Origin of the sequence: Neisseria sp. RH3002v2g, from assembly GCF_014596425.2 — a bacterium.
Taxonomy (GTDB): Bacteria; Pseudomonadota; Gammaproteobacteria; order Burkholderiales; family Neisseriaceae; genus Neisseria.
Window position 1 is genome coordinate 710769 of the sequence record NZ_CP110721.1, and the last position, 26439, is coordinate 737207.

The following is a 26439-nucleotide window of genomic DNA, read 5'->3' on the forward strand; positions in this document are numbered from 1 at the left end:
ACGGCGCAGATTATACTGATTTATCCTAATTGTGAACATTTATTTACAAAAGGCCGTCTGAACAAATGTAACGATGACACCTGTTCAGACGGCCTTATTCGATAGCGAATGGTTAGTAACTTATCAAAATCGATTAGGAAAATTTTTAGCCGCGTGTTTCGCGCCAAACCAGATAATCACGCAGGGGCGGCATGGGCGGATTGATGCAGTGGGGGCAGATGCCTGTGGTGTCTTCGTCGTCGCTGTCGATATGGTAGGCATTGGGGTCAAAGCGCACCTGCTGCATCACCGCTTGCGCCAATGCCTGCGCCTGTACGACATCAAATTCAAATTTTTCCAAAATTTCATTCAATAGGCGGATTTCGCCGTCGCTGAAAGATTTGCTATGTTGGACAATGAGGCGTTGATAATCTTCATTGCTGATTTTTTCGTGAAGTAAATCGGTCTGGATGGTCATGATTTTTATTGTTGAAATAAGATGGTCAAGATGCGGATTATAGCGGATATTGTGGTGATTGTTTTAAAGGTCGTTTTCTGGTTTGAAAAGTGTCTCTGTTTTGGCTTTTTTTGGCATTAAGCTGTTTAATTTCGAGTTAATTGCTTGGCAATCTTCGCTATAAAAAAATTCACCGATGTGTATGGTTTCCCCATGATAAACAAATGACCATGCACCTTGTTTGTTATTTGGTTTTCGTAAGGGACTGGAGATGATGGATTTATTTCTTCTCTGGCTCAAATAATTATGTAGTGTGATTTTAGTGTTTTCTGTATTTGCATAGTTCTCATGTGGCTGCCATTGCGATATTTCTACGAGTGAAAATTTTTTACCTTTTCCCAATCCAAATAGCGTGAATTGATGTGAAAGTATCCCATTTTGAACATGAATATGTTCTTGTCCAAAAAGTTGCCACAGTAAGTCATAAATACCTTGGCAAAAAAGCAGACCCAAAAATATAAGGAGTATGATATTAAATGCTGATTCAAAGTTTAAATTTGGAATGTTTGCCAATATTAATAGTAAGATTACAAGGTCTCTACAAGTTAATAGAAGTCTGAGTCGGTTTCGTATAATTTTTGCTGACAAGATAATTTTGCTTGGTGTTTGTTTGATTTTATAACGCGAAGATGTCATCAATAGCCTCCTAATTTGTCTGCCTGATACGCTTTTTGCAGCGGTGTAATTTGTGCCAAACGTGCTCGGTCGATTTCTTCGGCAATAAGGTGCGCTTTGCCTTGCGCGCGGCACTCGGTAGCAATTTTGCCTGCATCTACTTGGTTGGCAGCTTCAAGTAAAGCCAGCCAGTGTTCGCGTTGCGGATAGGGTGTGTCTTCAAGGTTCAGACGGCCTTGTTTGTCGGCCACGCAGACGTTTAAGGCCGTCTGAAAACGTTCGGGGCGGCGGAATGCATCGGTTTTTTTCAAAACCTTCAAAATGGTTTTGCTTTTGAACTGCCCGACTTGGTGGAACATGATGTGCCAGCGGCAGACGAGTTCGGCAAGCTCGGCGCAGTGTTTGGGCGTGCGCAGGCGTTGATTGACTTCGCGGACGGGTTCGACACCGTTGATGTCGTGTTCGTAGTGTTTCGGCAGGATATCGGCCGGTGTTTTTGCCTTGCCCAAGTCGTGCAATAAAGCGGCATAGCGTTCGGCGAGGGACAGGTTCATCTCGGCGGCTCGTTGTACAACCATCAGCGTATGAATACCGCTGTCGATTTCAGGATGATAATCGGCGCGTTGCGGTACGCCGAAAAGGGCGTCAAGTTCGGGCAGTAAGACTTTGAGTGCGCCGCATTCGCGCAAAACTTCAATCATTCGGCGCGGATTTTTTTCCATCAAGCCTTTGGCCAATTCCTGCCAGACGCGTTCGGCAACCAAGGCATCCGCTTCGCCGTTTTCTACCATTTGCCGCATCAGCGACATGGTTTCATCGGCAATTTGAAAACCATAACGCGCGGCAAAACGGGCGATACGCAAAATTCGCACGGGATCTTCGGCAAAGGCGGGCGAAACGTGGCGCAGGATGCCGGCCGCCAAATCTTGTTGTCCGCCAAAGGGATCGATGATCGTGCCGTCTGAATCCTGAGCCATGGCATTGATGGTCAGGTCGCGGCGCATCAGGTCTTGTTCCAGCGTAACGTCTTTATCGGCATGAAAGCTGAATCCGGCATAGCCTTTGGCAGTTTTACGCTCGGTACGGGCGAGGGCGTATTCTTCGTGGCTGTCCGGATGGAGAAAGACGGGAAAATCTTTGCCGACAGGTTGATAGCCTTGAGCCAACATGGTTTGCGCATCTGCACCGACGACTACCCAGTCGCGGTCTTTGACGGGCAGGCCTAAAAGATGGTCGCGGACGGCGCCGCCGACAAGATAGGTTTTTATGGTTTGTGTATTCATATAAAAATCGAACGATATAAAAAGGCCGTCTGAAAAGCCGTATTGGGTTTTCAGACGGCCTGAGTCAGAACGCTATTATGACGCTTTAGGCTTGTTGCTGTCGATAATCTTCAGTCCGGTGGCGGCAACAAACCATATCGTTATGCAGCATATCCTTTATAATAAGCCCATTCAAATACGGAGCGGCAAATAATGCAAACTTGGCACGAGGCGATTGGTGCGGAAAAAGAAAAGGCATATTTTCAAACGATTTTGGAGAAGGTGCGCCACGAAAGGCAGGCGGGGATAACCGTTTATCCGCCTGAGCGCGATGTATTCAATGCCTTTCGGACGACAGAGTTTGGAAGTGTAAAGGTTGTGATTTTGGGGCAAGACCCGTATCACGGTGCGGGGCAGGCGCATGGTTTGGCGTTTTCCGTGCAACCCGAAATTGCGGTGCCGCCGTCGTTGGTCAATATTTATAAAGAGCTGGCGACGGATATTGAGGGATTTCAGATTCCGCAACACGGCTATTTGCAGCATTGGGCGGAACAGGGCGTATTGCTGTTGAACACGGTGTTGACTGTCCGCGCCGGTGTGGCGCATTCTCATGCGACCTTCGGTTGGGAGACATTTACCGATGAAGTCATCCGACAATTGGATAAGGAGCGCGAGCATTTAGTCTTTATGTTGTGGGGCAGCCATGCGCAGAAGAAAGGCGCGTTTATCGACCGCAACCGTCATTTGGTGCTGACCGCGCCGCATCCTTCGCCCTTGTCGGCATATCGCGGCTTTTTCGGCTGCAAACATTTTTCGCAGGCAAACGCTTATTTGCAGGAGCGTGGTTTAGAGCCGATTGATTGGCAGGTTTAAATAAGATGAAAGGCCGTCTGAAAGCAGATTTTCAGACGGCCTTATGCTTTAGTCTCAAATCGAATATTCAATCAGCTCGTTTTGAGAGAAGACATAAACCTGTTTCGGAATCAGCTTCAATTCTTTGCCTTCGGTGATTTGGTAACGCGCGGCATCGCTGCCTGCCAGCGTGATATGCACGTCTTGTTTGTCGTGTTTCACCAGAATATGCGTCAATGCCCCGACGGCGTGGATTTTTTCGATTTCGGCGCGGATCATCGGGGTTTCGTGTTCGGCGGCAAGCTGCCATTCGTGCGGGCGGATGTAGCCGGTGGCGGTTTGTTCCTGCCATTTGTAGTGCGCGTCCAATTTCCACGCGAAGCCGTTGTAGTGCCAGATGCCTTTTTCGATTCTGCCTTCAAATGCGTCGGTTTCGCCGAGAAATTCGGTAACGAAGGCGTTTTCGGGTTTGCGGTAAATGGCTTCGGCGCTGCCGGTTTGCTCGATTTTGCCGTGGTTCATGACGACGATTTCGTCGGAAACTTCGAGGGCTTCTTCTTGGTCGTGCGTCACCAGAATGCTGGTTACGCCTAGGTTATGATGGATGTCGCGCAGCCAGGTACGCAATTCTTTGCGCACTTTGGCATCCAGCGCGCCGAAGGGTTCGTCCAGGAGCAGGAGTTTGGGTTCGACGGCGAGGGCGCGGGCGAGGGCGATGCGTTGGCGTTGCCCGCCGGAGAGCTGGTGCGGATAGGATTTGGCGAGGTGGGAGAGTTGTACGAGTTTGAGCAATTCTTCGACTTTGGCGCGGATTTGTTCTTTGGACGGGCGTTCGGACTTGGGCAATATGGTCAAACCGAAGGCGACGTTGTCAAACACGTTCATGTGGCGGAAGAGGGCGTAGTGTTGGAACACGAAACCGACTTTGCGCTCGCGCACATGCTTGGTGGTTACGTCTTGCCCGTCAAACAGGATATTGCCGCCGTCGGCGTTTTCCAGTCCGGCGATGATGCGCAGGAGCGTGGTTTTGCCGCAGCCGGAGGGGCCGAGCAGGGAAACGAGTTTGCCGGTGGGGACGTTGAGGTTGATGTTTTTCAGCGCGTGGAAACTGCCGAAGTGTTTGTTTAAGTTTTGAATAGTGATGCTCATGCTGCGTTCCTTTCGGCGGCGGCGAGTTTTTTATCTTGTAATTTGGTAATGATGTTTTGCACCAGCAAGGTGGCCAAGGCTAAAAGTGCCAATACGCCGGAGAGGGCGAATGCGCCGGTGAAGTTGTATTCGTTGTAGAAGATTTCGACCAAAAGCGGAATGGTGTTGGTTTCGCCGCGAATGTGCCCCGATACCACGCTGACTGCGCCGAACTCGCCCATCGCGCGGGCATTGGTAAGAATGATGCCGTAGAGCAGCGCCCATTTGATGTTGGGCAGGGTAACGCGCCAAAACATCTGCCAGCCGTTTGCGCCGAGTATCAAAGCAGCCTGTTCTTCGCTGTCGCCCTGCGCCTGCATTAAAGGAATGATTTCGCGCGCAACAAAGGGGAAGGTAACGAACAGCGTCGCCAAAATAATGCCGGGGATGGCGAAGATAATCTGTATGCCTTGCGCTTCGAGCCAGCCGCCCAACGCCGTGTGCGCGCCGAACAATAAGACGAACATCAAACCGGCCACCACGGGCGATACGGAAAACGGCAAATCGAGCAGGGTAGTCAGCAACTGCTTGCCGCGAAAATCAAAACGGGTCAGCAGCCACGCCATCGCCACGCCCAAGACGGCATTGACGGGAACGACAATCAGCGCGGTAATCAGCGTTAATTTGATGGCAGACCATGCCTCGGGATCGATCAAAGATTGCAGGTACAAATCCCAACCGCCTTTTAAGGCTTCATAGAATACGGCAACCAAAGGCACGACCAGCATCAGCAGCAGAAAGCCCAAGGCGGTAGTGGTCAGCAATACGCGCAGCCAACGCGGTTCGCTCAAATTTGGATTGGTGGAATGGGTTTTCATGGTAGGGTAGTCTCAATTTATTCTTGTATCTGTTTGGGCCGTCTGAAAAATGTTTGCTTAATGTTTCAGACGGCCTGTTGTTTGTTAAACCCTCGCTCCGGCGCGGCGGCTTAAAGTCCATTGCATAATGTTTAAAATCAGCAAAATGACAAACGAAATCATCAGCATAAACAGAGCGACGGCAGATGCGCCCTGAGCATCGTATTGCTCCAGCTTGCCGGTAATAATCAAGGGTAGGATTTCAGACACCATCGGAATATTGCCTGCGATAAAGATGACCGAGCCGTATTCGCCAGTAGAGCGGGCAAACATCATGCCTGCACCGGTCAGCAGGGCCGGCGTGATTTCAGGCAAAAGGACGCGGCGGAAAGTAGTCCAACGACTTGCGCCCAAAGTTGCCGCCGCTTCTTCATACTCGCCCGACAATTCTTCCAATACCGGCTGAACGGCGCGGACGATAAAGGGCAGGCTGACGACAATCAGCGCAATCCAGATGCCGGTAGGTGTAAAGGCGATTTTGATGCCCAAAGGCTCGAAAAAACGGCCTATCCAGCCATTGGGCGCATATAGGGTTGCCAACGCAATGCCTGTTACCGCCGTCGGCAGCGCAAACGGCAAATCGACCAAAGCATTTACCAATCCTTTGCCCGGAAATTCATAGCGCACCAATACCCAGGCAACCAATGTACCGAACACGATATTGGTCAACATCGCATAAAACGACATCCGCAAGCTCAGCCAGACAGCCGCCAAGACATTGGGTTCGGTAATCGTGTTCCAAAATCCGCTCCAGCCGATTTCCGCCGCTTTGGCCGCCATCATGGCAAACGGCAAAACCACCAAAAGCGACAGGCATAAAACCGTTAAACCCAGGCTGAGCTTGAAACCCGGCAATACAGAAGGCGTTTTGAGTAACAACATAATGGCAACCGTCAAAATTTAATACGCGCTTACTTTAACAAGGCCGTCTGGAAACTGGAAAGAATGCTTTGTTTGGTATAAAGACGATTTTGTTATATTGAAGAGATGAAAAGGCCGTCTGAACATCAAATTTCAGACGGCCTTGCTGGTGTGGTAAGTATCAATAGGCAACAGGATCTTGAGATGCAGGCTGGCGTTGCGCTGCATCGTAGTTTTCCTGAGCCGAGCGGACGGCTTTTTCCAAACCGTTGATCCGTTCGAGATAACGGGCATAGTTGCGTTCATTGCCATAACGCACTTTTTTGCCTTCTTCCAAATTTTTCTTAGCGGTATCCAAAGCACGCTTGGCTGCGCCGATGTCAGCCGGATTGACCGGGGAGACGGCTTCTTCCGCCTGCTCGGTTTTGCTGGGGGAAGTCGGCGTTACCGGTGTTGAAACAGGCGCAGAAGTATATACGGACGGTTTGCCGATATTGCTGGCTTTGCAGTTTTTGCCGCCTGCTTGGGTATAGACTTTGCGGCCGGCAGAATCGGTACATTCAAAAATAGGCGCGGCGAAAACTGCAGTTGTCAAAGTGAGCAGTAATGTGCTGATCCAGATTTTGTTCATTTTTTATTTTTCCTTAAAACCATTTCCACCAAACAAACAAAGCCGCAATCATGATGATGTTGGCGAAGAGGATGGGTTTCCACTGTCTGGGCGCGCGCCGCAATTCGGAGCCTGAGCGCGTGCGGCGGATATAGAAAAACGGGCTGAGCAGCATGGAGGCGGCACATACCAAAATAATCACGGCGTAATAGATTTTGTGCGTTTCCATATCGTTTCTCCGTTTCAGACGGCCTAAGATGCTGACTACAACGCGTTTTGGCGCGAAGCGTTGCCTGTTTTCATCTTGTATCGGGTATTGGGCACATTTGCCATGGCCTCAATCCTGAGGTCTTTGCAAAAATATGCTACAATCGCGTCCGATTATAACATTCTATTTATAAAGGTTTTACGAATAATGATTTCTACCAACGGCATCACCATGCAGTTCGGCGCAAAGCCGCTGTTTGAAAACGTATCCGTCAAGTTCGGCGAAGGCAACCGCTACGGCTTGATCGGCGCGAACGGTTCGGGCAAATCCACCTTCATGAAAATCCTCGGTGGCGATTTGGAACAGACTGCGGGCGAAGTCGCGATTGAAAACGGCGTACGCTTGGGTAAATTGCGTCAAGACCAATTTGCCTACGAAGACATGCGCGTGCTGGACGTGGTGATGATGGGGCACACCGAAATGTGGGCGGCGATGACCGAACGCGACGCGATTTACGCCAACCTCGAAGCCACCGAAGACGATTACATGAAAGCCGCCGAACTGGAAGCCAAGTTCGCAGAATACGACGGCTATACCGCCGAAGCGCGCGCCGCCGAACTGTTGAGCGGCGTGGGTATTTCCGAAGATTTGCACAATGCGACCATGGCGGAAGTTGCCCCGGGCTTCAAGCTGCGTGTATTACTGGCGCAAGCCCTGTTCTCCAAACCTGATGTATTGCTCTTGGACGAACCGACCAATAACTTGGACATCAATACCATCCGCTGGCTGGAAGGCGTGTTGAACCAATACGACTCCACCATGATTATCATCTCGCACGACCGTCACTTTTTAAACGAAGTCTGCACCCACATGGCGGATTTGGACTACAACACCATCACCATCTATCCGGGTAACTACGACGACTATATGCTCGCTTCCGCCCAATCGCGTGAGCGCGCCCTGAAAGACAACGCCAAAGCCAAAGAGAAACTGCAAGAGCTGCAAGAGTTTGTCGCCCGCTTCTCTGCGAACAAATCCAAAGCCCGTCAGGCAACCAGCCGTCTGAAACAAGCAGACAAAATCAAATCGGAGATGGTCGAAGTCAAGCCTTCTACCCGTCAAAACCCGTATATCCGTTTTGAAGCCGATGAAAAAGCCAAGTTGCACCGTCAGGCTGTGGAAGTTGAAAAACTGGCCAAACGTTTTGAAACCCAGTTGTTTAAAAACCTGAACTTCATCCTTGAAGCCGGTCAACGCCTTGCCATCATCGGCCCGAACGGCGCAGGTAAATCTACCCTGTTGAAACTTTTGGCCGGCGCGTACAACCCCGAATATTCAGACGGCCTGTTGCCGGACGAAGGCACCATCAAATGGGCAGAAAAAGCCAGTGTCGGCTACTATCCGCAAGACCATGAAAACGACTTCGACGTTGATATGGATTTGACTGAATGGATGCGTCAATGGGGCCAGGAAGGCGATGACGAACAAGTCATCCGCGGCACTTTGGGCCGCTTGCTCTTCGGCAGCAACGATGTTGTGAAAAAAGTGAAGGTTCTTTCCGGTGGTGAAAAAGGCCGTATGCTTTATGGCAAACTGTTGCTGTTGAAACCCAATGTCTTGGTTATGGACGAACCGACCAACCACATGGACATGGAAAGCATCGAATCGCTGAACATGGCGCTGGAAAAATACAACGGTACGCTGATTTTCGTATCGCACGACCGTCAGTTTGTATCTTCACTGGCTACCCAAATCATTGAATTGGATGGCAAAGGCGGATATGAACACTACTTGGGCGATTACGAAAGCTATCTGGAGAAAAAAGGAGTTTTGTAAGGAAACAATATGAATGCACATCTTAAAAAACTACTACAAAACCTGCTTGCGCTAATCGTGTTGCCTGTATTGGGCTGGTACATTACGCTTGGAGACGCTGTAAATGTTGTCGACACTGAACATGCTTCTCGTAAAGGCCGAGCAGTGGCTTGGTTATTTAATGAGTTTGGTGCAACCGGCGTTTGGGGCTTCTTGGGCATAATTTGGATTGCCTGCCTGATTTTAGCCATTCGTTCATACAAAGCATGGCAAAAGGATAAGTCACAGTAAATTAAGGTTCTAGATAGTATGTACTTGCTAGAAGAAAATATCCATATGAATCATTGAATTGAATGATACATCTGAATATAAACAGGTAATTGAAAGATATCTGGAAAAAAAGGTTTGGCTTAAATCTTTATCAACAATCTAATAAGGCATTGAGATGCCGTCTGAAAATTTCTATATTTTCAGACGGCATTTTCTTTTCAAAATTAAACAATAGTATATTGAACTTTTATGCCAAAATTATGACTAATAAAAGCTTTTTGCAAAAGAATAACTCAATATTACGACATTTTTGAAGGAATATATTAAATGGTAAACATTAAAACAGTAGTACCCAATGCCTCTCAATATGGTGCCAAACTTGGCTATACGACTTATGAGGCAGAACAAGGTGAACTGAAAAACGGTGTTGTTAAAAATGCCCCTTCTTCAGAGGCAGAACACGCAACTGCCCGTGAAGCAAGCGGTCAGGCATATGTTGATTTGCCGACTAATGCATCTGTGTCATTTATTGCACAAGCAGATGCCAATGCAGTAACCATCCGTTATACCGTCCCTGACGGTGAAAGCGGTAAAGTAGAAGTCAAAGTCAATAATACAGTGATCGGTACTTTGGATTTGTCTTCCAAATCTAACTGGCAATATTTGGATAACTATAAACATCATCCGGATGGCGATATTAAAGTTCATGATACGCCTGCGGCAGATAGGCTTGCCCGTTTCCAATTTGACGAAGTCAGCCAATTATTTAAAGATGCCCATATCAATAAAGGAGATACAGTTACCATCACTAATCTCGACAGCACGCCCGTAGGCATTGACTTGGTTGATTTGGAAAAAGCACCGGATGCCATTAAGCAGCCTGCAAACAGTGTTAGCATTACTGATTTCGGCGCAATTGCCAATGACGGCTCGGATGATTACCAAGCATTCATGGCTGCGATTGAATCTGCCAAAGCGTCTAAAAAATCTGTTTACATTCCTGAAGGTCAATTTGATTTTTCACGACCGATTTCTCTTTATGTTCCTGATGGCATTAAGATTACCGGTGCAGGGCAATGGCACACTAAGTTACATTTTTTGAATACAGAAGCTGCTAAATATGATAAAAACGGTAATTATGTCAAAGGTGGTGGCGGTATTGATTTCGTATCTGGTAGTAACAATATAGATTTTGGTAATCTCTCTATGGATTCAAATCTAAACTCAAGATATGATGAGAAAGCCAATTACAAAGGTATATCCGGTACTTTAGGTACCGGCTCTTCTATTCACGATATCAAAATCGAACATTTTGAAGCTGGCGTATGGATTGGAGATTATTCTCAAAACAAACCTTTAAATTACACTGATGGTTTGACTATTTCTAATGCCACTATTCGCAATAACTTGGCAGATGGTGTTAACTTTGCCCAAGGTACCAGTAATTCCACCGTTATCAATTCCAATATCCGTGGCAATGGTGATGATAACTTAGCGACATGGTCAAGTCATCATGAGAATACTAATGCCCATGTTGCTGAAAACAATCACTTTTTGAATAATACCGTTGAATTAGGCTGGCGTGCGGCCGGTATTGGTATCTTTGGCGGCAAAGGTCATGAAGTAGCCAATAACCTTATCAAAGATAATGCCAATTGGAGTGGCGTACGAGTTAATACTGTATTCAGCGGCCATAATTTTGATCTTAACGATCCAGGTATTAACATTCATAATAATTTATTTGTTAGTAATGGTACTAATACCGATGCTTATGGTCGTATTAAAGGTTCTATTGATTTAGAAGAGGGCCGAGACTATGAAGATAAGATTCATAATATGCCACTAAGAGGGGAACTAAATAATATTAGAATTGAAGGAAATACGATTATTGATAATTTGTCGAAACGAGACATTACAACAATTCGTAATACCATACTTGATGATCTTAATACATCAATAAATGATACTACAGTTTTTATTAATGCAAATGATGCAGTTAGTGGAAATAATATAGTAGCGAGTGATGCAGACCATGTCACAACATCTATTTATGAAGAAAAACGCTATGTTATTGATAAATCATATATTCATGGTAATACTCCTGGATATGAAACTGTAACTGTAACCAATATTAAAGGTACGCAAGCGGATGATCATATCGATGGTACGAGTGGTATTGACAGAATTGATGGTAAAAATGGTAATAACACTATCTATGCCTGGGGAGGTGATGACATCATTACTATTACAGGAAATGGCAACAATTCTATCAGCGGCGGCGATGGTAATGACCGTATCAGAGGAGGTTCGGGCCATGATATGATTAACGGCGATTCAGGTAATGACATCATTTCCGGTTATGATGGAGACGATCGTCTCAATGGCGGTATGGGTAATGACTCTGTCTATGGGGGAAATGGTAATGATACCCTATGGGGAGAAAGTGGCGATGACTATTTGAATGGCGGTGATGGCGACGACGTTTTGTTCGGCGGACAAGGAACCGATTACTTGGTTGGCGGCAAGGGTGCCGATACTTATGTTTTCAGCCTTGGAGAAGGTAAGGATACGATTATCGATAATGTGGGCGAACACAATGCGTTGCAATTCGGCCAAAATATCTCTGTTAATGACCTGCACATTGATGTTGCCACCGATGTTCGAGGCAATACTGATTGGAAAATTACCATCAAGGGATCAGAAGGGGACAGCATAACCATCAATGACCAATTCGTTTCCGGTAAAACTGATGCTGTGATTGATACCTTCCGTTTCGATGAAGGTACATTGAGCCTGCAAGAGTTGATGGGTAGATTGTCAGGTAACGGCAATATCAGTCATTTGTCAGCCGTCAATACGCACACTGAGCGCATGAGCTACTCGTCTGTCAATACGGCTGATGTTCACGATGACGCAGCATCTGCCGCCAACGCTGGAATCATTTAATTAGCTGTCTTTTAGGCTGAATAAAGGCCGTCTGAAAACTGGAAAACAGATTTCAGACGGCCTTTTTGTTGCTTATCTTGTTATGGTTGATTGTTTAGAAGAGAATTAACTGAATAAACCTTTAAACCACAACTCAATCGCATCCCACATACGGCGCAGCCAGCTGCCTTCTTCCACACCGTTTAGCGCGACGACGTCTTTTTCGGCAATGACTTTGCCGTCTTTCATGACTTTCAGTTTGCCCAATACTTGGCCTTTTTCAATTGGGGCGAGGACGGGCTGAAGTGTTTCTAAGATTGGTTTGACGTTTTTGCCGGTATCGTGGGGGATGGTAATGTAAACATCGTCCAAGAAACCGATGTCTACGGCTTTGGTGCTGCCTTTGTAAACTTTGACTTGGGAAATTACTTCTCCGCCGTTATAAAGTTTGGGCGTATCAAATGCCTGCAACGCCCAGTTGAGCAGTTTGCTGCTTTCACTGGCGCGCGCTTCGGTGGATTCTGCACCGGCAAGAATGGAAACGATGCGGCGGTTGTTGCGTTTGCTGGAAGCAGCAAGGTGATAGCCTGCGCCTTCAGAATAGCCGGTTTTCAAACCGTCGATACTGCTGTCGCGATAGAGCAGAAGGTTTCGGTTGGGCTGCTCGATATTATTGTATTTGAAAGATTTGTTTGCAAACAAAGGATAGTATTTTGGATAGTCGTTGATCAGTGCGGCTGCCAAAATGGCCAGGTCGCCAACGGTTGAAACATGGCCGTTAGAAGAAATGCCGGTCGGGTTGTTGAAGTGGGTGTGCTTCATGCCCAAGCGTTTGGCTTCTTCATTCATTTGTTTGACGAATTCATCGATGGAGCCGTTGCCGATGGCTTCTGCAAGGGTGATGGCGGCATCGTTGGCCGATTGGATGGTTGTCCCCTTAATTAAGGAGCTGACGCTGACAGGCACTTTGGGGTCGAGGAACATACGCGAACCTTCGACTTTCCATGCGGCATTGGAAACGGTCAGCATTTGGCTTGCTTCAAGTGTACCGTTTTCTAATGCTTTAAAGGCAAGGTAGGCAGTCATCATTTGTGTCAACGCGGCAGGTTCGATAGGCGCGTCGGCATTGTTGGATGCCAAGGTTTGCTTGCTGTGCAGGTCGGTAACGATGTAGGCGGTCGCCGTGATTTCCGGCGGCGTTGTCGGGCTGTTGATGCTGTGCAACAATGGCTGCGGCTGTGCCTCACCTTGTACGGCAGGTGCGGAGGCAACCGGGTCGGCGGCAAGGGCGTGGGTATTCAGGAGGGCAGCAAAAATTAAGCTAAGTAGCGTTTTTTTCATCATTTTGTAAATTTGAATATGGGTGGATACTGTTATTGAGTAAACAGTTTGGCATACTAAATAGATAGTAAGCGGACATTATACCGTTTCATTCAGGCTTTGCTAAGATTTTTCTTGCCTTCAGACGGCCTCAGGGGTATGGTTTTAACTTTTTCCTCAGGCCGATTCGGCCGAATGACAATTTATTTAGAACACTGAATACCATGAACCATCCTCTTCCTCTTTCCGATTATCTGACCCGTATTTTGACCGCTTCCGTTTATGATGTGGCCATAGAAACGCCTTTGGACTTGGCGCGCAGTCTGTCAGGCCGTCTGAACAATCAGGTTTTGCTCAAGCGCGAAGATTTGCAGCCGGTGTTTTCGTTCAAAATCCGCGGTGCGTACAACAAAATGGCGAAGCTGCCGAAAGAAGCCTTGGATTGCGGCGTGATTGCTGCCAGCGCGGGCAACCATGCGCAGGGTGTGGCTTTGTCGGCGCAATATTTGGGTTGCCGCGCCGTCATCGTGATGCCGGAAACAACGCCCAAAATTAAAATTGACGCGGTTAAGAGCCGTGGCGGCGAAGTGGTATTGAAAGGCGTTTCTTACAATGATGCCTATGATTATGCGATGGAGTTGGCAGAAAAGGAAAAGCTGACCTATATTGCGCCGTTTGATGATCCGGATGTGATTGCCGGTCAGGGAACCATCGGCATGGAAATCCTCCGTCAACACCGCAATATCAATGCGATTTTTGTTCCGATTGGCGGCGGCGGTTTGGCAGCAGGTGTAGCGGCATTTATCAAACAGGTTTGCCCTGAGATTAAAGTGATTGGCGTGCAAACCGATGACTCTTGCTGCATGAAGCAATCGGTAGAAGCAGGGGAAATCGTACATTTGAAAGATGTTGGCCTGTTTTCAGACGGCACAGCGGTTAAGGTTGTCGGTGATGAAACCTTCCGCCTGTGTAAAGAGCTGCTGGACGAGATTATTACGGTCAATACGGATATGTTGTGCGGCGCGATTAAAGATATTTTTGACGATACGCGCAGCATTACCGAGCCTGCGGGCGCATTGGCACTTGCCGGCCTGAAGGCTTACGTTGCGAAAAACAATATCCAAGGTCAAAACCTGGTTGCCGTCACCAGCGGCGCCAATATGAACTTCCACCGCTTACGCCACGTTTCGGAGCGCAGTGAGCTGGGTGAGGGCAACGAAGGCATTTTTGCCGTTACCATTCCCGAAGAAAAGGGCAGCTTCCTGAAGTTTATCAATTTGTTGGGAAGCCGGAACATTACTGAGTTCAACTATCGCTACGGCAGCGATAAAAATGCGCATATTTTTGTCGGCTTGCAAACTGCCGGTGCGCAAGACTTAGCCGTCATCAGTGAACAACTGACTGAAGCAGGCTTGCCCAATGTCGATTTGACCAATGATGAAATCGCCAAAATCCATATCCGTTACATGGTCGGCGGCCGTACGGAAAAAGTAGCCAACGAACGTTTGGTCAGCTTTGAATTTCCTGAGCGCCCGGGTGCGTTGTCCCGTTTCTTGAACCATATGCGTGCCGAGTGGAATATTACTTTATTCCATTACCGCAACCATGGCGCAGACTATGGCCGTATTTTGGTCGGTATCGATGTGCCGGAAAGCGACAATGAGGCTTTTGCCGACTTCTTAGATAGCTTGGGTTATGTCTATAAAGAAGAAACCGACAATCCGGCCTATAAACTTTTCTTGGCTTAATCAGTAAGATAAAAGGCCGTCTGAAACTTTTCAGACGGCCTTGTGTTTTAAGTTTTGGATTATTTTTTGCGGAACACCAAGTCCCAAACGCCATGACCCAATCGCTTGCCTCGGGCTTCAAACTTGGTTTCAGGACGATAATCAGGCGTAGGGGCGTAATCGGCAGCCGTGTTTTGCAAAGCATCGAAACTGCTCAAAACTTCCAGCATTTGCACGGCGTATTCTTCCCAATCGGTCGCCATGTGGACGTAGCCGCCGCTTTTGAGTTTGGGCAGCAGCTTTTCAACAAACGGCACTTGCACCAAGCGGCGTTTGTTGTGGCGTTTTTTGTGCCAAGGGTCGGGGAAGAAAATATGAATACCGTCTAAAGAACCGTCTTCCAGCATCTTTTCTACTACTTCCACTGCATCATGACGCATAACGCGGATATTGGAAATGTGTTCTTCCTCAATCAGCTTCAAGATATTACCGACGCCCGGGCCGTGAACATCAATCGCTAAAAAGTCGGTATCGGGCAGACGTTTGGCGATTTCCACCGTTGCGACGCCCATACCGAAACCGATTTCCAAAACTTTAGGGTTGTCCCGTCCAAAAGTGCGGTTCAAATCCAAAGGGGCTTCTTGGAAGTCCACACCGAATTGCGGCCACATCGTATCGATGGCGCGCTGTTGAGCCGCTGTCATATGGCCTTGGCGCAAGACGAAACTGCGGATGCTGCGTTTGTGTTCTTCTGGAACGGTATTTTCGGGCGTATTTTCTGGAATGTTTTCGGACATATCGTTTTAAATCAGTGAGAAATCAAATAAAAAGGCCGTCTGAAAAATCAGACAACCCTGCGTATAAATCGGCATGATTATAGCGAATAAACGCTTTATCTGAAACCTTTCTACAACAAGGTTTCAGACGGCCTTTTTAAGACAATTCCGGTTGCGGTACTTTGTGTTGCACCGCATAAACCGCAGCCTGAACGCGGCTGCTTAGATTCAGCTTGCGCAACAGGTTCTGAACATGCACTTTGACGGTTGACTCAGCCAAGTTTAAATGGCGGGCAATGATTTTATTGCTGTGTCCGGCGGCAAGGTAGCCCAAGATTTCCATTTCGCGCGGGGTCAGCTGCGCCAGCAGGTGGTCGGAGCGGGAAGGAGAAGGGGAAATCAGCGATTGCACCAAGCGGCTGGTCATTTCTGGAGAGAAGACATTGTCTCCGTCAACGGCCTTGCGGATGCTTTCCAAGAGGAAGTCGGCGTTGATGTTTTTCAGCAAAAAGCCTTTTGCACCCATACGCATACATTCGGTCAAGTCGTCGCTGTCTTCGGAAACAGTCAGCATGATGACGGTCAGTTGCGGATTGATGCTCAAAATTTGAGCCAGTGCTTCGCGGCCGTTCATGACCGGCATATCCAAGTCCAGCAAAACTACGTCAGGCTTGAGCTGTTCGACCATTTTTACGCCGGCCAGGCCGTCTGAAGCTTCGCCGACGACTTCAAAATCGGGCTGGCGGGAGAGCAGGGCTTTGATGCCGCTGCGAAACAGGGTGTGGTCGTCAATAAGGGTAATTTTAATCGTCATGATGCTGTTCTCATTTGTTGCGGCAAAGTCAGCATCACTGCCGTACCTTGCCCAATCTGCGATGTAATGGCCAATTGTGCGTTAATCCGTTGGGCACGTTCCTGCATAATGCCCAAGCCGACATGTTCGCCTGAAGGCCGGTTTGATAAGTGTTCTTGATTAAAGCCTGCGCCGTCGTCCTGAATCTTCATGACAAAATCGCCGTGGTTGGCAATTTCGACGCTGACATGTTGCGCACGCGCGTGTTTCCGGATGTTGGACAGGCTTTCCTGCAAGATGAAGATGATTTGCAAGTGTTCATCATAATTCAATGCCTGGCCGTCGTCCTGCCATTTTAAATCAACCGGGATACCGGTTTGCCGTTCAAAACGCGCCAGCAGCGATTCTACCGCTTCAGGAAAATCTTTATTGCTGATTTTGGTGCGGAAATTCATCAGCAGCTCGCGGACGTCTTCATAGCATTCCTGCACGCCGTCTTTAATGAAGCTGATGTTTTCTTCAGCCTGCTCGCGTTGGTTTGAAGCAAACGCGCTTTCCAACATTTGCACCTGCAAATTCAAAAAGGTCAGGGCTTGCGCAATGCTGTCATGTAAACCTTGTGCAATTAAGTTTCGTTCCTGCAAGACGGCAAGCAGGCGGCGTTCTTGTTCCATGCGGTTGTTGGCAATGGAAATCCCCAGCTGCCCGCTTAAAGTCTGCAACAATTTTTCATCTTGCTCATTGGGCATATGGCCGTCTGAAAAATACAGGGCCAATACGCCGAGCTGTTCGTCTTGGTAAACGATTGGGAATTCTACACGATTTCCCTCTTCGGTTTCACCAACGCTTGCCGCCAAGTCAGAGCGTTTGCGTTCTTCATCGGAAAGATAAACCGTACCGCCCAAGGCGGAAAACGCCGGAAGAATCTGAGCCAAAAATTCTTCTGCGGCCTGTTGCGGCGTAAAGGTTTGGTGCAGGTTGCGCGTAGTCTGGTAGAGCAGGGTCAAATCACGGTTTTGCCGGGCCAAGTCTTGGGTTTGTTGGGCAACCTGTCCTTCCAAATCCGTATAAAGCGTTTTCAGACGGCGGCTCATTTGGTTGAAACCCTTGCTGACTTGGGCGAATTCACGAATTTGGTCTGTATCGATTTGCACCCCGAAACGACCTTCGCTGATGGTTTCCACCCCGTCGCGCAGTTTTTCCAGCGGCCGGATGATCCACGAATAATGCCAAACAATCATCAAGCCGGCAGCCACTAAAATCATCAGCATCATCGCCATTTGAAAACGGCGCAGCCACAAAGTATTTTGCTCATTGGCGTTTTCCATCGCCTGTAAAAACAGCTCGATATTTCCGGCAAAGCGGTACAGACCGATTTGGGTTGGCCGCTCGTAATGTTGCAAAGAAGGCTTGATGTTGGATTCCCAATCGATCAACAGCATCGATTGGATCAAATCGTAAGCCAGCGGCATTTGTGACGGAATCAGCGGATGAATGGCATCGCTTTGCGTTACATTGGCCAGCGTACGTTCAAATTCTTTGATTTGGTTGTCAATTTGCGCATTGGGCGTACGGACGCTTGCCATATAAGCCAAACGATACACCTGCATTTTCAAGCTGCCCGCATCTTCAATCGTTTTGGCCGCGCTTTCCAAACGCCAAGAAAGCAACAAGGTAAAGGCAATCGATAAAAAAGCCGAGCCGACCCATAACACAGTCAGCAGTTTTAAACGCGAGGACAGGCTCAGGCCGTCTGAAGATCCGGAGAATAAACGCATAAAGCACGCAGGAAGACTAATCCGATAATCTTATAAAAATATCATTCTTTTGGCCTATAAACAACCTGTCTAAAATAATTGTATGGTTATGATAAGAAAAAACAGGGGTTTAATGTAAAATCATGTTATGATAAAATTCATCTTAAGTGAATTAAATCACAAAACCAGGTTTCAGACGGCCTGAAGCCTTAAAACTTCTTCTACAACATCGCGAATAAAACTTACACACTCTGCTTTGCAAAGGACTACCAAAATGAAAATTTTTGCACTGATATTGGCCGGCGGGCAGGGAAGCCGGATGGGAGGTGTCGATAAAGGGTTGGTGCAATGGCACAACAAAGCCTTGATAGACCACGTTATCGAAAAAATCCGCCCGCAAGTCAGCCATATCGCCATCAGTGCCAACCGCAATCTCGAATCCTACGCCCAACGCAGCGCGCACGTTTTCTCCGATGCGCGCCAATGGCAACATTACGGCCCTTTAGCCGCCTTGTGTACCGCCGCCAACGATTTGCAAATTGCTACTGCAGACTGGCTGCTTATCGTCTCCTGCGATATGCCCCGCCTGCCTGAAAACTTGGTTTCCCAGTTTGAGACCATCGCCAAACGCACGCCGTTGTGCAATGCATTTTACGTTGAAACCCCGGCCAGACCGCATTACAGCGTGATGTTTATCCGTCCGCAAATCCTACAAAGTACCGTGCCATACCTTTGTTCAGGAATGCGCAGCATACGCGGCTGGTTGCAGCAGCAACGCGCACGGGTCGTTCCTTTCCCTCATGAGCAGGATTTTATCAGCTACAACACGGAAAACGATTTGGCTCAGCCTTTGTAGTTGGGTAGGTAAGGGGACTAATGTTCAGGTAGAGATATGCTAAATTGATGATTATTTAATATCTTTTAATAGGTAATAACTATCTTGTAATTAGTTCCCTTAGAAATTCATCAATCCGTATATTTAAATAAAATATACGTTCTTCGTTAAAATAAACTTTGGCTTTTTCCCTATCGACTGTAGCTTTTAGGTCATTTAGTCTGCCTAAGTCCAAATTTTCGCTGGTATATTTTCTTGCCAACAGTGCACGTAGCAAATCTCCATCTAGCCCTAAACCTTTAATCACTTTTAGCACCTTATCATTGGCATCTTTTTGTTTGTACGTGGTGATGTAATCACTTAATGCTAAATTTGGATCAAGCTTGATATCGCCGGATTGCACATCGTGTAAAAACAACTCAGCAAATTTTTGATCTTCTTTAGAAAGCGTGGCAAAAGAGTGGTGTAGCTCCTCAAGTGCAGCAGCTTCTTCTATGCCGCCGATGGTTTTAAGCCATTTTTCAAAACGGGCATTCATATAATTTTGATCAATTTTATCGGTTTCGATTTCGTTGATGTGCGAACGCAAATCAAATGGCACATCATCGCTACCGCCACCATTGTCTGAACTTTCTTTAAACAAATCTTTATAACGAGCCAACAGTTTATCGTAGGTTTCTTGATCGAAATTGAGTGTGGCAGTGATCACGCTGTCGTCTTCCTGTACCACGTCATAGCTCAATTTTCCCCAAGAAAAGCCCAAGAGCCGAGCAGCTTGTAAGTGCTCATTGAGCTGATTGAATAATTTGACAAACTTCGCACATGAGGTTGTATCATCAGGGTTTTTTGAAAAATCTTCTAATCCTGCCCATTTGAAAATATCGGCAATATCGGCAAAGCAGACATTCATTTTGTCGATAACCTTATCTAAATTATCGACAAACAGCCCCATAGGACGGTCGCCCGAATAAAGTTTTACGGCTCGCTCAATATTGCGTTGCATCGTATGCGGCTTGCGGTAATAGCGGATTAAACCAAAAGGCTTATCGGTTTTGTCGCATAAGCGGTTAGTACGGGAAAACGCCTGAATCAAGTTGGCGTAATCCAAAATTTTGTCTAAATAGAGCGTATTGAGCCATTTGCTGTCGAAGCCTGTCAGCATCTGATCGACCACAATCAACAAATCCAGCTGCTCGTCGGGCTTGATTCTCTTATACGCATTGATATGCGACAACCTATCCGACAAATCCGTTTTAAATCGGGAATAAGTGGCGTAGCCGAAACTTGTGCCGAACCGGGCATTGTAATCTTCCAAAATTTCGGCAATCCATACTTCCTTGTCGTTGCCTTGCCCATCGTTAAGAATATTCGGATCGAAAAGGGCGGTCAGTTTCAGCTCGGCATTTTTGGCTTCCTCAAAATTTCCGACTTCCTCAGCAATTCTGACTTTCTCAGCAATTTTGGCTTTAATTAAGCGATAATAATTGACCGCTTCGGGAATAGAGCTGGTGGCAAAAATGGCATGATATTTTTTGCCTTGGCTGAGGCGTTGCCAATTTTCCAGCATATCGTCTATGACGGCATTAACGTGTTCCTCCGCTTCATACTGCGCATTCGGCACATAATCTTCAATGCCTTTTTGATATTTCCCGTCTGAAGTATATTCACCCGCCATCGGCACATCGTTCATAAATTGATTGTAGATTTTTTTCTTTTGATCATCGGCAAATACTTCGTTTTCATCTTTTGCTTTGGCTTCTTGCAAAGCGACGGCTCTGCGTAAATCGCTGTCTTTAAAGGTGCGGATATGGAAGGGATGAAAGCCCAGCACATTTTCATCGCGAATGCCGTCTGCAATCGAATAGCGGTGCAATTCATTACCGAAAACCGTGGCAGTGGTTGAATTTTTCTTAGCGTTTTCTTCTTCAATCGGCGTGCCGGTAAAGCCGAAGAAAAGCGCATTGGGGAAGGTGTGCTTAATGGTGAGCAACATATCGCCAAAAGTAGTACGGTGGGCTTCATCAACGATAAACACCAAACGTTTACCACTGATTTGCTCGATGTCAGCCTCATTTACCCCTTCTTCCGCCTTGATATTACTCATTTTTTGAATGGAGGTAACGATTAAGCGGTCGCGGTCTTGTTTGCTTTTCAGCTTGGCGAGCAAAATGGCGGTGTTTTCCGTTGCCTGCACATCATCTTTACTATCGGCAAAATTCTGATATTCCTCCAGCGATTGCTTGCCCAGCTCAATACGGTCGAGCAAGAAAATCACCTTATCCGCATCTTTGCGGCGACTGATTAACTGCGCCGATTTAAAACTCGACATCGTTTTGCCCGAGCCGGTGGTATGCCAAATATAGCCGCCACGCTGATTGCCCGAAGTCCAATCTGTCTTTGCCACCGTGTCGGCAATTTTGTTGACCGCATAATACTGATAGCTGCGCAACACTTTCAGCTGCTCGTCTTTCGCATCGGCAATGGTGTAATCGCCGATAAACTGGTGCGCCATCGGAATCGAGAGGAAATGCGTCACCACCTTGTCCCAATCGTTCATATACACATTATTGAAATCCGCCCAACGGAAGTAAAACGCAGGATTTAATGGACCGCCGGTATTGGCAAAATAGCGGCATTCTTCCGGCGTCATCGCCACAAACACCTGCACCAGACTAAAAATACCCGAAAACGCGCCTGCCTTATGGTATCGCTCAATTTGATTGGTTGCTTGGCTGATGGGTACGCCAGAGCGTTTCAGCTCAATATGAAACATCGGCATACCGTTGATTAACAACATCAAATCGCCTCGCTGCTTAGGGTATAAATCCGAACGAGGAGTAAATTGGGGCTGCTGGGCAATTTGATAGCGGCTTTTGCCGGCAGAAATTTCCTCACGGTCGAAAATATCCAGCGACACTTCCTTGCCGAAATGACGGCTTTCCTCATTTTCACGCTTGATTGCCACCGTTTTGCCATTGATAAAGCCGTTTAGCGCATAAGGCGTTTTTAATGCCTGCACCTGCTCCAAAATCTGGTTCATTTCCGAGCGAATCAACGGCACATCGAGCTTGTCGATATGTTGGTTGGTTTTATTCAAATGCGCCTGCCAGTTGGCAATCAACTCTTCTTCTGTGGGATAGCGCAACACTTCCTTTTCCCAGCTTTTGGTGGCAAGCAAGGCAATCAGTGCGTTTTCAAAATCAGCTTCTTTATTAAACATTCTTTTTCTCCGTAAGGGCGCTACCACAATTTTTCAGACGGCCTCAGTCATGGGCAGGAACGCCCGCCTTACACCAACATCGCCGCCAACAGCCCTTTTTTGAGTTGGTTTAATTTTTCGACCTCTACCGACTGTAAGGCAATGGTTTCGTCTAATTGGCGGAAGAAATTACCTATGGCGGTTTGTTCTTCTATAGTTGGAATGTCAATCGATAGCTCTGTTAGCATATCAAGTACTATATAAGGGATATTGCCAGCTCTAGATTCTTGTTTAATTTTATTTTGTAGTTTTTGGTTTATTTCAGAAAATATAAAATTCCTATTTGCCTGAATACCTGTTAAAACATATGTCCTTTGATAAGCATTGAAGTATCCATCAGCATAATGCATATAGCCAATGGTTGCTCCATTTCCTGCAATCGTGATTGCAGGACCAATAAAAGCGTAATAGTCAATCTTGTATTTTTTTATTCCAGATGTAAAAAAATCATATCTCCCATTTTCAGTCATGGCATTTGCATCTAATTTACCAGTAGTAATCGTACATAACTTTCCCAACTTCCTAGATTCCTACTCCCCCTCAAACCCTTTAAAGCGGATTTTCGGTATTTTTTCACCGTTTGCGGGGAACATTTTTGCCAGCATTGCCTTTTTAAGCTGACGGCTTTTTTCTAACATCGCACGGCTCTCGGCGATTTGGCTGTCTAAGCGACGGAAAAACAAACCGAGGTGGGTTTGTTCGGGGAGTGATGGGGCTAAAAATTCAAATTCACTATATTCTTTTGAGTTAATACCAGGCTGTCCACTTCTTTGGGAAGTTAAGGTAACAAATCTATTAAAGTGATTCGTTAATGTATTTTGAAAAATAAATTGAGCATCAAATTCTTTTTTTAATTTCGCACGAATTAAAAAGCCAGCAAAATAAACTAGACCGTCATTTTCATTATAAAGATAGCTTTTCCCAACACTAGCACCAGTTCGGGCAAATAATAAATCACCTTTTTGCAGCTTATAGTTATCTGCTTTTGAAAAATCTACATCAGGGCTAGTTACATTTTCTTGCAAGAATTGTCTTGAGTCATCATCAATATCAGTAATTCGAATGTATTTATGTACGCCATCAAAATTTACAGCTTGAGCATTTAACCCATATTCAAAAACTTCGCTCACATCATTTAAGGTCTTCTCTTTCCACGCCGCCGTAAACCCCTTAAACCGCAAACGTGGCTCTTGTTGCTTATCCATTTTGTCCCCTTAGCCTTTCAAAATCGCCCGCCATGCGGCAATGCCCTGCAAATCAAAGTCGCTGCCGGTGAGTTCGTCCATCATTTGCGCCAGTGCGGCGGCGCTTTCTTGTTTGCGTTGACTGATATGCTGATAGGTGTCGGCATATTTGTCGCAAAGTGCGGTCAGTCTTTGGCTGAATTGCGCCAGCATGTTTTCAGGCAGCCTGCGCATCGCCGCATTGAGCGGAACAAACCATTTTTGGCGGAGCAAAGCGAGGGCTTCGGCATCATCCAGGGCTTCAATGGCGGCTTTGGTTTTGCTGTGAAGCTCGGTGGATTGGGTTTTGAGTTCCGCCTTGAGCGTTTTTTCTTCGGCAAGCAGTTTATAGGCAGCCTGCAATTTTGCGCCTAGGCTTTCTTCGGCAAAAGTGTGTTTGTCGATGGCTTTGCTTAAGTCGGCTTTTTTGGCAATCGCCACTCCGTCGGCTTCCAATTCTTGTTGCAAGGCTTTGGGAATTTCGGTATTGATAAAGCCGTCGCCTTCATCATTGACGGCAGGACAGGCTTTTTCTTCTTCGCTCAGGTTTTCCAAAATGCTTTGCATCTCGGCGGCGATTTCTGCCAAGCGGCTTTCTTTGGCTTTTAGGTTTGCCAATTCCTGCGGCAATTTGACGACTTGCACCAATTCAAACGGCAGAATATGCCCCACCCAGCCATCTTGTACTTCGGCTTCTTTTTTGGTTTTGCTATCTTTTTTCAGCACCATAAAAGGATCAACCTGCTTAATTGCCTTTTTGCCTTCGGTTTGAATCATCTCTAAATCGGCGGCAATGCCTGCCGCATCGGCACGCCATAGGTCATCGAGTTTTTGATAGGCGGTATAAAAATCCAATAAGGGCATTGCCTGAACTTTTTCCCGAATGAGTTCGGCAAGTTGTTGCTGGGTTTGGGAGATATTGAGCGTTTCCATCGGCTCAATTAGCAGGGTTTCCAAGCGGGCGGGGAAATCGGCAAAGTTTTGGGCAAATTGCGTTTGGTAATTCAGCACGCCGGCGTGGCTTTGCATGGCGGCTTTGAGATTGTCGGTTTTCGGCTGCACATAAGGTGTACCGTTATCGGTAAACAAGGCCGTCTGTAAACCGTCAAAGGCTGTCCAGTAGTCTGCAAATTGTGCCAGCTCGGCTTTGGGAATGCCGCCGTGCATGGTGGCGAAAATATCCCATTGCTCCGCCGACTCCGCAGAATCGACATAGCGTGGAATGTTGAGGTTGTAGCCGTTTGCCACAATTTCGGCTTTCGGCACAATGCGGGAGAATTTAGGCAATTCCCGGCGATGGGTCACGCAGTCGACAATGCGCTTGATGTCGCTTGCCTGTAAATGGTTGTTTTTGCCCACTTTGATGAAATGCTTGGAGGCGTCAATCATCAACACGTCGTTACGTTCGCGCTCTTGGCGTAAAACGACGATGATGGTGGGAATGCCCGTACCAAAAAAGATATTGGCAGGCAGACCGATAATGGCATCGATATGATTGTATTCAATCAGATTTTTTCGGATTTTCTCTTCTTCTCCGCCCCTAAAAAGCACGCCATGCGGCAAGACGATGGTCATGATGCCGTCGGGTTTTAGGTGGAAGAGGTCGTGCAATAAAAAGGCAAAATCGGCTTTTGCCTGCGGGGCAACGCCAAAGCGTTTGTAGCGGATGTCGCTTTCTTTGTCTTTGGGATTCCATGGCTGGGAATAGGGCGGATTGGACACTACGGCATCCAGATACAGCGGATCGCCTTCCAGCGGCCAGTCGTCTTCCAAGGTATCGGCATTGCGGGTGAAAATATTGCTCGGCAAAATACCGCGCATGACCAAATTCATGCGCGTGAGGTTGTAAGTGTTTTCTTTTAATTCTTGGGCGTAATATTTGATGCTGTCCGTGCTTTTGAGATGTTTGGCAACGCTATGGCCGATGTTGATCAGCAATGAACCTGAGCCGCTGGTCGGGTCGTAAATGCTGATTTCTTCACGGTCTTTGAGATGGTCGGCAATGATTTCAGACATCAGCAAAGATACTTCGTGCGGCGTATAAAATTCGCCCGCTTTTTTGCCTGCGTTGGCAGCAAACATGCTAATCAGGTATTCATAAATAAAGCCCAATACGTCATAGCCTTGTTTGCCGTCCATCGGTATATCGGCAATCAGTACAAAAAGGTCTTTCACTGCATTGGTTTGGCTGGTGGCGGTATCGCCCAATTTACTTAAGCCTGATTCTAATGTTTTGAAAATACCGTCAAAAACTGAGATGTAGTTTTCTGCAATATTGCGGCTGAAAGCGCTCATTGCAGTGCGGACGTTGGCAATATTGAAATCCGAGCCTTGGGCTAACCAGGTTGAGAATAGATGTTCGTAGCTGATGAAATAGCCAAGGTTTCTTTTGATATGGTTGACAAGCTCGCCGTTAGATTCGGTAAGCTCATCGGCAAAATTTGATTTTTCTAAGCCTTGTTCAAGGGCAAATTTCTCCAGTTTGTCGGACAAAAATTTGTAAAAAATAAAGCCTAAGATGTAGTCTTTGTACTCGTTCGCTTCAATTTTGGAACGCATTTTATTCGCAGATTGCCAAATTTTGGCTGCAAGTTGTTGTTTATTCATTTTTTTCTCTTGTTGGTTTTTGATTTTATACATATTGCGATATGTATGATTGCCTAGGTGCAGGCTTAGCTATAATAAACCATCAACACAGTGTTTACATAATTTGCATTGTAGAGGGAGTATGATTCATCGATGCAATAAAAAATGGTAGGAAAGCTCACATTACACAAAGGCCGTCTGAAA

Annotated in this window: 22 protein-coding genes; 6 read left to right on the forward strand and 16 right to left on the reverse strand. The window is 46.8% G+C overall.

Annotated elements, in window-relative coordinates; all coding sequences use genetic code 11:
- Nucleotides 1-145: 145 nt before the first annotated feature.
- The 3 genes from BBP27_RS03435 to BBP27_RS03445 all read right to left on the reverse strand — a co-directional run bounded on the left by BBP27_RS03435 (nucleotide 146) and on the right by BBP27_RS03445 (nucleotide 2394).
- Complete coding sequence (locus BBP27_RS03435) at nucleotides 146-457, reverse strand: hypothetical protein (protein WP_188211709.1); 312 nt, start codon at nucleotides 455-457, stop codon at nucleotides 146-148.
- 63 nt (nucleotides 458-520) lie between these two features.
- The gene (locus BBP27_RS03440; protein ID WP_188211710.1) at nucleotides 521-1132 is read right to left on the reverse strand and encodes a hypothetical protein; all 612 of its coding nucleotides are present in this window, start codon (nucleotides 1130-1132) and stop codon (nucleotides 521-523) included.
- Nucleotides 1132-2394, reverse strand: coding sequence for a multifunctional CCA addition/repair protein (locus tag BBP27_RS03445; RefSeq protein ID WP_188211711.1), 1263 nt, complete (start codon nucleotides 2392-2394; stop codon nucleotides 1132-1134). Before BBP27_RS03445 ends, BBP27_RS03440 begins: the two co-directional genes overlap by 1 nt.
- 192 nt (nucleotides 2395-2586) lie before the next feature.
- Here BBP27_RS03445 and ung point away from each other — a divergent pair, with 192 nt between their 5' ends.
- Nucleotides 2587-3246, forward strand: a complete 660-nt coding sequence (gene ung / locus BBP27_RS03450; RefSeq protein ID WP_188211712.1) for a uracil-DNA glycosylase — start codon at nucleotides 2587-2589, stop codon at nucleotides 3244-3246.
- A gap of 54 nt (nucleotides 3247-3300) precedes the next feature.
- Here ung and BBP27_RS03455 read toward each other — a convergent pair whose 3' ends face one another.
- From BBP27_RS03455 to BBP27_RS03475, 5 genes are all read right to left on the reverse strand, one after another.
- Entirely contained in the window at nucleotides 3301-4374 is a 1074-nt protein-coding gene (locus BBP27_RS03455; protein ID WP_188211713.1) for a sulfate/molybdate ABC transporter ATP-binding protein, read from the reverse strand.
- Nucleotides 4371-5231 carry a sulfate ABC transporter permease subunit CysW gene (cysW, locus tag BBP27_RS03460; protein ID WP_188211714.1) on the reverse strand — a complete coding sequence of 287 codons (861 nt, stop codon included), beginning with the start codon at nucleotides 5229-5231 and terminating at the stop codon, nucleotides 4371-4373. Before cysW ends, BBP27_RS03455 begins: the two co-directional genes overlap by 4 nt.
- Before the next feature lie 84 nt (nucleotides 5232-5315).
- The gene (gene cysT, locus BBP27_RS03465) at nucleotides 5316-6152 is read right to left on the reverse strand and encodes a sulfate ABC transporter permease subunit CysT (RefSeq protein WP_004520580.1); all 837 of its coding nucleotides are present in this window, start codon (nucleotides 6150-6152) and stop codon (nucleotides 5316-5318) included.
- A 160-nt stretch (nucleotides 6153-6312) separates the two neighbouring features.
- On the reverse strand, nucleotides 6313-6762 hold the full coding sequence (locus BBP27_RS03470) for a DUF4124 domain-containing protein (protein WP_188211715.1): 450 nt from the start codon (nucleotides 6760-6762) through the stop codon (nucleotides 6313-6315).
- Nucleotides 6763-6775: 13 nt separating this feature from the next.
- Complete coding sequence (locus BBP27_RS03475) at nucleotides 6776-6970, reverse strand: hypothetical protein (protein WP_036493670.1); 195 nt, start codon at nucleotides 6968-6970, stop codon at nucleotides 6776-6778.
- A 186-nt stretch (nucleotides 6971-7156) separates the two neighbouring features.
- Between BBP27_RS03475 and BBP27_RS03480 the strand changes: the two genes are divergently transcribed.
- The 3 genes from BBP27_RS03480 to BBP27_RS03490 all read left to right on the forward strand — a co-directional run bounded on the left by BBP27_RS03480 (nucleotide 7157) and on the right by BBP27_RS03490 (nucleotide 11980).
- Entirely contained in the window at nucleotides 7157-8785 is a 1629-nt protein-coding gene (locus BBP27_RS03480) for an ABC-F family ATPase (RefSeq protein ID WP_188211716.1), read from the forward strand.
- Between the two features lie 9 nt (nucleotides 8786-8794).
- On the forward strand, nucleotides 8795-9055 hold the full coding sequence (locus BBP27_RS03485; protein ID WP_188211717.1) for a hypothetical protein: 261 nt from the start codon (nucleotides 8795-8797) through the stop codon (nucleotides 9053-9055).
- 306 nt (nucleotides 9056-9361) lie between these two features.
- Complete coding sequence (locus BBP27_RS03490; protein ID WP_188211718.1) at nucleotides 9362-11980, forward strand: calcium-binding protein; 2619 nt, start codon at nucleotides 9362-9364, stop codon at nucleotides 11978-11980.
- Between the two features lie 105 nt (nucleotides 11981-12085).
- On the opposite strand, the gene BBP27_RS03495 is transcribed toward BBP27_RS03490, so the two are convergent.
- Nucleotides 12086-13303, reverse strand: a complete 1218-nt coding sequence (locus BBP27_RS03495) for a D-alanyl-D-alanine carboxypeptidase family protein (protein WP_188211719.1) — start codon at nucleotides 13301-13303, stop codon at nucleotides 12086-12088.
- A 200-nt stretch (nucleotides 13304-13503) separates the two neighbouring features.
- Between BBP27_RS03495 and ilvA the strand changes: the two genes are divergently transcribed.
- Nucleotides 13504-15027 carry a threonine ammonia-lyase, biosynthetic gene (gene ilvA / locus BBP27_RS03500; RefSeq protein WP_188211720.1) on the forward strand — a complete coding sequence of 508 codons (1524 nt, stop codon included), beginning with the start codon at nucleotides 13504-13506 and terminating at the stop codon, nucleotides 15025-15027.
- 59 nt (nucleotides 15028-15086) lie between these two features.
- Here ilvA and trmB read toward each other — a convergent pair whose 3' ends face one another.
- The 3 genes from trmB to BBP27_RS03515 form a co-directional block, all read right to left on the reverse strand.
- A complete protein-coding gene (trmB, locus tag BBP27_RS03505; protein WP_070608339.1) occupies nucleotides 15087-15803 on the reverse strand; it encodes a tRNA (guanosine(46)-N7)-methyltransferase TrmB in 717 nt (238 codons plus the stop codon).
- A gap of 136 nt (nucleotides 15804-15939) precedes the next feature.
- Entirely contained in the window at nucleotides 15940-16596 is a 657-nt protein-coding gene (locus BBP27_RS03510) for a response regulator (protein WP_003746785.1), read from the reverse strand.
- Nucleotides 16593-18353, reverse strand: coding sequence for a histidine kinase (locus tag BBP27_RS03515; RefSeq protein ID WP_070822254.1), 1761 nt, complete (start codon nucleotides 18351-18353; stop codon nucleotides 16593-16595). Before BBP27_RS03515 ends, BBP27_RS03510 begins: the two co-directional genes overlap by 4 nt.
- 253 nt (nucleotides 18354-18606) lie before the next feature.
- On the opposite strand from BBP27_RS03515, the gene mobA reads away from it, so the two are divergent.
- A complete protein-coding gene (gene mobA / locus BBP27_RS03520) occupies nucleotides 18607-19188 on the forward strand; it encodes a molybdenum cofactor guanylyltransferase MobA (protein ID WP_188211721.1) in 582 nt (193 codons plus the stop codon).
- Between the two features lie 79 nt (nucleotides 19189-19267).
- On the opposite strand, the gene BBP27_RS03525 is transcribed toward mobA, so the two are convergent.
- The 4 genes from BBP27_RS03525 to BBP27_RS03540 form a co-directional block, all read right to left on the reverse strand.
- The gene (locus BBP27_RS03525; RefSeq protein ID WP_188211722.1) at nucleotides 19268-22387 is read right to left on the reverse strand and encodes a type I restriction endonuclease subunit R; all 3120 of its coding nucleotides are present in this window, start codon (nucleotides 22385-22387) and stop codon (nucleotides 19268-19270) included.
- Between the two features lie 68 nt (nucleotides 22388-22455).
- Nucleotides 22456-22944 carry a restriction endonuclease subunit S gene (locus tag BBP27_RS03530; protein ID WP_223168916.1) on the reverse strand — a complete coding sequence of 163 codons (489 nt, stop codon included), beginning with the start codon at nucleotides 22942-22944 and terminating at the stop codon, nucleotides 22456-22458.
- Nucleotides 22945-22956: 12 nt separating this feature from the next.
- Nucleotides 22957-23631: a restriction endonuclease subunit S gene (locus tag BBP27_RS03535; RefSeq protein ID WP_223168917.1), complete on the reverse strand. Its 675-nt coding sequence runs from the start codon at nucleotides 23629-23631 to the stop codon at nucleotides 22957-22959.
- A 9-nt stretch (nucleotides 23632-23640) separates the two neighbouring features.
- Complete coding sequence (locus BBP27_RS03540) at nucleotides 23641-26256, reverse strand: type I restriction-modification system subunit M (protein ID WP_188211723.1); 2616 nt, start codon at nucleotides 26254-26256, stop codon at nucleotides 23641-23643.
- Nucleotides 26257-26439 lie beyond the last annotated feature (183 nt).

Excerpts from the sequence above, each read along its gene's own strand:
- BBP27_RS03435 (WP_188211709.1), bottom strand. The coding sequence starts at position 457 with ATGACCATCCAGACCGATTTACTTCACGAAAAAATCAGCAATGAAGAT.
- BBP27_RS03440 (WP_188211710.1), bottom strand. The coding sequence starts at position 1,132 with ATGACATCTTCGCGTTATAAAATCAAACAAACACCAAGCAAAATTATC.
- BBP27_RS03445 (WP_188211711.1), bottom strand. The coding sequence starts at position 2,394 with ATGAATACACAAACCATAAAAACCTATCTTGTCGGCGGCGCCGTCCGC.
- ung (WP_188211712.1), top strand. The coding sequence starts at position 2,587 with ATGCAAACTTGGCACGAGGCGATTGGTGCGGAAAAAGAAAAGGCATAT.
- BBP27_RS03455 (WP_188211713.1), bottom strand. The coding sequence starts at position 4,374 with ATGAGCATCACTATTCAAAACTTAAACAAACACTTCGGCAGTTTCCAC.
- cysW (WP_188211714.1), bottom strand. The coding sequence starts at position 5,231 with ATGAAAACCCATTCCACCAATCCAAATTTGAGCGAACCGCGTTGGCTG.
- cysT (WP_004520580.1), bottom strand. The coding sequence starts at position 6,152 with ATGTTGTTACTCAAAACGCCTTCTGTATTGCCGGGTTTCAAGCTCAGC.
- BBP27_RS03470 (WP_188211715.1), bottom strand. The coding sequence starts at position 6,762 with ATGAACAAAATCTGGATCAGCACATTACTGCTCACTTTGACAACTGCA.
- BBP27_RS03475 (WP_036493670.1), bottom strand. The coding sequence starts at position 6,970 with ATGGAAACGCACAAAATCTATTACGCCGTGATTATTTTGGTATGTGCC.
- BBP27_RS03480 (WP_188211716.1), top strand. The coding sequence starts at position 7,157 with ATGATTTCTACCAACGGCATCACCATGCAGTTCGGCGCAAAGCCGCTG.
- BBP27_RS03485 (WP_188211717.1), top strand. The coding sequence starts at position 8,795 with ATGAATGCACATCTTAAAAAACTACTACAAAACCTGCTTGCGCTAATC.
- BBP27_RS03490 (WP_188211718.1), top strand. The coding sequence starts at position 9,362 with ATGGTAAACATTAAAACAGTAGTACCCAATGCCTCTCAATATGGTGCC.
- BBP27_RS03495 (WP_188211719.1), bottom strand. The coding sequence starts at position 13,303 with ATGATGAAAAAAACGCTACTTAGCTTAATTTTTGCTGCCCTCCTGAAT.
- ilvA (WP_188211720.1), top strand. The coding sequence starts at position 13,504 with ATGAACCATCCTCTTCCTCTTTCCGATTATCTGACCCGTATTTTGACC.
- trmB (WP_070608339.1), bottom strand. The coding sequence starts at position 15,803 with ATGTCCGAAAACATTCCAGAAAATACGCCCGAAAATACCGTTCCAGAA.
- BBP27_RS03510 (WP_003746785.1), bottom strand. The coding sequence starts at position 16,596 with ATGACGATTAAAATTACCCTTATTGACGACCACACCCTGTTTCGCAGC.
- BBP27_RS03515 (WP_070822254.1), bottom strand. The coding sequence starts at position 18,353 with ATGCGTTTATTCTCCGGATCTTCAGACGGCCTGAGCCTGTCCTCGCGT.
- mobA (WP_188211721.1), top strand. The coding sequence starts at position 18,607 with ATGAAAATTTTTGCACTGATATTGGCCGGCGGGCAGGGAAGCCGGATG.
- BBP27_RS03525 (WP_188211722.1), bottom strand. The coding sequence starts at position 22,387 with ATGTTTAATAAAGAAGCTGATTTTGAAAACGCACTGATTGCCTTGCTT.
- BBP27_RS03535 (WP_223168917.1), bottom strand. The coding sequence starts at position 23,631 with ATGGATAAGCAACAAGAGCCACGTTTGCGGTTTAAGGGGTTTACGGCG.
- BBP27_RS03540 (WP_188211723.1), bottom strand. The coding sequence starts at position 26,256 with ATGAATAAACAACAACTTGCAGCCAAAATTTGGCAATCTGCGAATAAA.